Genomic DNA, 4,856 nt, shown 5'->3' with positions numbered 1-4,856 from the left:
CGACCGCGGCCCGACCGGCGGCCGGCCGGCCGACCGTCGGCTGCCCGACCGCGGGCCGGTCGCCCGCCGTCCGGTCGCCCGCCGTCCGGTCGCCCGCTGTTCGGGTGCCCGCTGTTCGGGTGCCCCCGACCACCGCGCCGGTGCGCACCGGCAGCTCGCCGCGCTCGGCCAGTTCGGCGGCCACCATCGCCGCCAGCCCCTGGTGGATCCCGACGGCCGGTCGGTAGCCGAGGTAGCGCCGCGCCAGGGTGATGTCGGCGCCGGTGTGCCGGACGTCGCCGTGCTGCTCGGGCAGCCGCCGCAGCACCACCGGCGCGGCCAGCGCCGAGACCAGCTCGATCACCTGGTTCATCGTCACCCGCCGGCCGCCGCCCACGTTGGCCACCCCGGTCCAGGGCCGCAGCGCGGCCTGGCGCATCACCGTGACCACGTCGCGGACGTAGGTGAAGTCCCGGCTCTGCTGCCCGTCGCCGTGCAGCGGGAACGGCACGCCGTCCAGCGCGGCCGGGATCAGCCGGGCGAAGGCCATGTCGGGCCGCTGGCGCGGACCGTAGACGCTGAACAGGCGCAGCGAGACGGTCGGCACCCCGAAGCAGCCGCGGTACAGCTCGCACAGGTGTTCGGCGGCCAGCTTGGTGACCCCGTACGGCGAGACCGGGCGCGGGCGCAGCGTCTCGGCGACCGGGTAGGCGGCGGCGTCGCCGTAGACCGAGGAGCTGGAGGCGTACACCAGCTTGCGCAGCCGGGCGCCGCGGGCGGCCTCCAGCACCCGCTGGGTCACCTGCACGTTCCGCTCCAGGTAGCAGCCGAACTCCTCGCCCCAGGAGGCCCGCACCCCGGGCTGGCCGGCCAGGTGGTAGACCACGTCGGCGCCGGCGAACAGCTCGGCGAGCGGCAGCCGCAGCAGGTCCGCCCGGTGGAAGGCGAACCGCGGGCGGCCGAGCAGCCGGGCCAGGTTGCGCCGTTTCAGCGCGGGGTCGTAGTACTCGGTCAGCGCGTCCACGCCGACCACCTCGTCCCCGCTGTCCAGCAGGTGCTCGCACAGGTGGGAGCCGATGAATCCGGCCGCGCCGGTGACCACGGTGCGCATGGGTGGGACCCTCCGTCCATCAGAGTGCGTGCGGCGCCGCCGGGCGCCGCACCGTCAGCAGGTGCCCGGCGGTGCGCAGCAGCACCGCCAGGTCGCCGGCGATCGAGTAGGCGGCCAGGTAGTCCGCGTCCAGCGCGACCCGGCGCGGCACCAGCACCGCCAGGTAGTAGGCCTCCGGGTCGGGCGTGCCGGGCGGCGCGGCCGCCAGCTCGCTCGCGCGCAGCTGGACCGGCCCGGTCAGGCCGGGGCGGTAGGCGAAGACCCAGCGGCACTGCGGCGGGTAGCGGCGGGCCAGCGCGGGGGTCTCCGGGCGCGGCCCGATCAGCGTCATCTCGCCGCGCAGCAGGTTCACCAGCTGCGGCAGCTCGTCCAGGCTGGTGGACCGCAGCACCCGGCCGACCCGGGTGACCCGCGGGTCGTCCCGCGCGGTCAGCTCCGGCCCGCTCGCGGCCGCCCGCATCGAGCGGAACTTGTACAGGGTGAAGAGCCGGCCGCCCTCGCCGACCCGCTGCTGGCGGAAGAGCACCGGCCCGCGGCTGCTGACCCGGACCAGCAGGGCCAGCGCCGCCAGCAGCGGGGCGAGCAGCAGCAGCGCGGTCAGCGCCACGGTCAGGTCCAGCGCGCGGCGGGTGCGGCCGGGCCACCAGGCGGGCGGCGTCAGCGGGGTGAGCGGGCGGGTGTCCAGGTCCACGGCGGGTCAGCCTCCGGTGGTCAGCCAGCGCAGGTAGCGGGCGAAGCCGCCGCCGGTCTCGGCCAGTTCGGTCCAGCTGCGGTGCCAGCCGGCCCGGGCCAGCCGGGCCGGCAGCTCCACGGTCAGGGTGAGCGGGACCAGCAGCCGGGCCTGGCCGCGCGGCCAGTGGCGGCGGGCGTACAGGGTGCGGCTGCGCAGCGAGTGGCCCAGCCGGCGGGAGCGGACCTGGTCGCTGCTGGCGCCGCCGATGTGGTGGACCCGGGCCTCGGCGAGGTACTGCGAACGCCAGCCGTGCTGCCGGGCCCGCAGGGCCAGGTCCACCTCCTCGTAGTAGAGGAAGTAGCGCTCGTCGAACCCGCCCAGCTGCTCGAAGAGTTGGCGCCGGATCAGGAAGAAGGCACCGATCACCTGGTCGACCGGGCCGGAGCGACGCAGCTCGGCGGGGGCCAGGTGGCGCGGTGGGAAGACGGCGGGCAGCAGCCGGTCCAGGCCGGTCATCGCGCCGACGGTGCTGCGCAGGGTGGGGAAGCGCGAGCAGGAGAGGCCGGGGCGGCCCTCGGCGTCCAGGATCCGGGCGCCGCAGATCCCCACCCCGGCGGCGGCCGGGCCGTGCAGGAACTCGCCGACCACCCGCAGGGTGTCGGGGTAGAGCTCGGTGTCGGGGTTGAGGAAGAGCAGCTGGTCGCCGGTGCGGCGGAGCGCGGCGCCCTGGTTGCAGGCGGCGGCGAAGCCCAGGTTGTGGTGGTTGCGGCGCACCGTCAGGGTCGGGCCGTCGGACGGGAGTTGGTCGGTGAGGCAGTCCACCGAGCCGTCCCGCGAGTCGTTGTCGACCACCACCACCGAGCCGACCGGCAGCACCGAGCGGTCGGTCCGGGCGATCGAGCGCAGGCAGGCGCGCAGCGCGGGACCGGTGTTCCAGTTGACGATCACCACGTCGACCGTGTCCCGGGCGATCACGACGCACCTCCGGCGCGGGCGGGCGGCGGGCCCGCGGTGGCGCTCGGCGGTGCGGCCGCCGTGGTCGGCGCCGGGTCCAGTTCCAGCGCGGCCCGCCACTGCGGCAGCCAGCGGCGGTAGGAGTACTCGGCCTCGACCACCCGGTGCGCCCGCTCGCCCAGCCGGGCCCGCTCGCTCGCCGGGGCGGCCAGCAGGGCGAGCAGCGCCTCGGTCCACTCCTCGGGGGTGCGCGGTGCCGGCAGGCCGAAGCGGTCCAGCAGGTGCGCGTTGACCCCGACCGGGTCGGCCACCGCGGGCAGCCCGGCGGCGGCGTACTGGAGCAGCTTGTAGCCGCACTTGCCCCGGGTGTACGGGGTGTCCGGCAGCGGCATCAGCCCGAGGTCCAGCTCGGCCAGCGCGGTGTGCTGCGCGGCCTCGCTCCACGGCACCCGGTCGATCACCGCCTCCAGCTGCCCGAGCCGCGGCCGGTCGGTGCCGAGCACGGTCAGCCGGGCGCCGGTGCGCCGGTGCAGCTCGGTCAGCGCGGTGGCGATCCGCAGCAGGTAGCGCTCGTTGCCCGCGGAGCCGACCCAGCCGAGCCGCGGCGGGTCGTGCAGCGCGTAGTCGCTCTTGCGCCGGTAGTCGGCCGGCGCCACGCAGCTGGGGATCAGCCGCACGTCGTGGTGGTGCGCGCCGGCCCAGTCGGCCAGCACCGGGCAGCCGGCCACCACCCGGTCCGCCCAGCGCACCGCCGCGCGGGCCTTGGGCGCCTTCGGGGCCAGCCGGCGCAGCACCGAGCCGTCGCCGTGGTCCCACTGCAGTGCGTCGTCGAAGTCGTAGACCGCGAACCCGGCGCCGCGCAGCAGCCGTTGCTCCAGCTCGCCGCGACTGAGCGGGGAGGCCTCGCGGTGCAGCAGCAGCCGGTGCGGGCGGGCCGCGGCCAGTTCGCGCAGTCGCAGTTCGGCCCGGGCCACCGCGGCCGGCCGGCGGGCCAGTTGGGCGGGGTGGGCGTCGCGCCGGGCCAGGTAGCAGCTGACGGTGAACTCGGTGTCCACCAGGTCCAGCCAGCCGAACACCCGCACCCGCGCGCTGCCGGCGTCGCGGCCGTAGGGGGTGACGGCGCAGTGGGCGATCGGGGCGTTCATGGCTGGCACTCGGGTGGTGGGGATCGGGTGTACGTGAGTCAGCCAAGGCCGCCGCGGTCGCCCGTGGCTCCCGCAATCGGACGAGAAAACCCGTGCGGATCGCGGTAGGGCGCCGCCGGCCCGGCCCGGGCCCGGCACCCCGCGGCGCCGGTCGCCCACCGGAGCGGCGCCGGCCGCCCACAAAAGACGTAGCCGAGGTCCCACCACCGCTGCATCCGCCGCCGCCCGGCACTCCGTAGCGTGGGCACCGTCCGAGTCCCACCGCGCCCGCCCGGCGCCGGTCGACGGACGGAGGAGCCCGATGGACCTGCGCGACTACCTGCGCGTGCTGCGCGAACGCTGGCGCTTCGTGGTCGCCAGCCTGCTGCTCTTCGTCGCCGCGGCCGGTGCCGCGATCGCCCTCACCCCGCGCACCTACACCGCGCACGCCCGGCTCTTCGTCGCCACCAGCGACGTCAGCAGCGCCAACGCCTACCAGGGCGGCCTGTTCTCGGAGGAGCGGGTCAAGTCCTACACCCAGATCGTCAACAGCCCGCCGGTGATCGACGGCGTGATCAACGCCCTGCACCTGCACACCACGCCCAGCCAGCTGGCCGGCAAGATCAGCGCGACCGCGCCGCTGGACACCGTGCTGGTCGACATCGCGGTCACCGACAGCTCGCCGCTGCAGGCGCAGGCGATCGCCGACGTGACCGCCACCCAGTTCACCCAGTTCGTCAACGTGATCGAGCAGACCACCCCGGGCAGCGGCGCCCCGCTGGTCAAGGTCAGCCCGGTCGGCCCGTCCACCGCGCCCACCTCGCCGACCACCCCGCAGCCCGCGCTCTACCTGGGCATCGCGGTGGCCGCCGGCCTCGCGGTCGGGATCAGCGGCGCGCTGCTGCGGGCCACCCTGGACACCCGGCTGCGCAGCCGCGAGGACGTCCGGCGCGAGCTCGGCCGGCCGGTGCTGGCCGCCGTGCCCGCCGACCCGGCGCTGCGCGCCGCCGTGCCG

The 4,856-nt window shown here is 76.4% G+C and carries 5 protein-coding genes; 1 reads left to right on the top strand and 4 read right to left on the bottom strand.

Going from position 1 to position 4,856, the window contains the following annotated elements:
• From ACQRUO_RS38650 to ACQRUO_RS38635, 4 genes are all read right to left on the bottom strand, one after another.
• Nucleotides 1-1,090: NAD-dependent epimerase/dehydratase family protein (locus ACQRUO_RS38650; protein WP_428320867.1), on the bottom strand; the 1,090-nt coding region annotated here is incomplete at its 3' end.
• A gap of 19 nt (nucleotides 1,091-1,109) precedes the next feature.
• Nucleotides 1,110-1,781: a sugar transferase gene (locus ACQRUO_RS38645; protein WP_428320866.1), complete on the bottom strand. Its 672-nt coding sequence runs from the start codon at nucleotides 1,779-1,781 to the stop codon at nucleotides 1,110-1,112.
• 6 nt (nucleotides 1,782-1,787) lie between these two features.
• Nucleotides 1,788-2,738, bottom strand: a complete 951-nt coding sequence (locus tag ACQRUO_RS38640) for a glycosyltransferase family 2 protein (RefSeq protein ID WP_428320865.1) — start codon at nucleotides 2,736-2,738, stop codon at nucleotides 1,788-1,790.
• Nucleotides 2,735-3,862 (bottom strand): glycosyltransferase, encoded by a 1,128-nt coding sequence (locus ACQRUO_RS38635; protein ID WP_428320864.1) that lies wholly within the window; start codon nucleotides 3,860-3,862, stop codon nucleotides 2,735-2,737. Before ACQRUO_RS38635 ends, ACQRUO_RS38640 begins: the two co-directional genes overlap by 4 nt.
• Before the next feature lie 301 nt (nucleotides 3,863-4,163).
• Here ACQRUO_RS38635 and ACQRUO_RS38630 point away from each other — a divergent pair.
• The coding region (locus tag ACQRUO_RS38630) for a YveK family protein (protein ID WP_428320863.1) at nucleotides 4,164-4,856 on the top strand (693 nt) is incomplete at its 3' end.

The sequence above is a fragment of the Kitasatospora sp. LaBMicrA B282 genome, assembly GCF_050325825.1.
Lineage (GTDB): Bacteria > Actinomycetota > Actinomycetes > Streptomycetales > Streptomycetaceae > Kitasatospora.
Note: the sequence above shows the minus strand (reverse complement) of the source record. Positions and strands in the feature narration are given on the sequence as shown.